This is a genomic window from Beijerinckia sp. L45 (assembly GCF_009765775.1).
In the GTDB taxonomy this organism is placed as follows: domain Bacteria; phylum Pseudomonadota; class Alphaproteobacteria; order Rhizobiales; family Beijerinckiaceae; genus RH-AL1.
Genome location: NZ_LMUU01000041.1, coordinates 1 through 245, shown reverse-complemented (window position 1 = coordinate 245; position 245 = coordinate 1). Strand labels below are relative to the sequence as shown.

1 protein-coding gene is annotated in these 245 nt (G+C 59.2%); it reads left to right on the top strand.

The genetic code is table 11. The annotated features are described in order from the left end of the window. The coding region (locus GSQ79_RS04140; RefSeq protein WP_158807474.1) for a transposase at positions 1-228 on the top strand (228 nt) is incomplete at its 5' end. Between the last annotated feature and the right edge of the window lie 17 nt (positions 229-245).

The following is a 245-nucleotide window of genomic DNA, read 5'->3' as shown; positions in this document are numbered from 1 at the left end:
AGCAGAATTTCCATCACCGTCGTCAAGCGAACCGACACGCAAATAAAGGGGTTCATCGTGCTGCCAAAGCGCTGGGTCGTCGAGCGCACGCTCGGCTGGATCAACCGCGCGCGTCGCCTGTCGAAGGATTTCGAGGCGACCATCAAGTCCGCGCTCGCGTGGTTGCAAATGGCCCTGGCGTTCCTCCTCATGCGAAGACTCGCGAGGCAGCAGACCGCTCAAACGTAAATTTTGAGTCGGGCTCT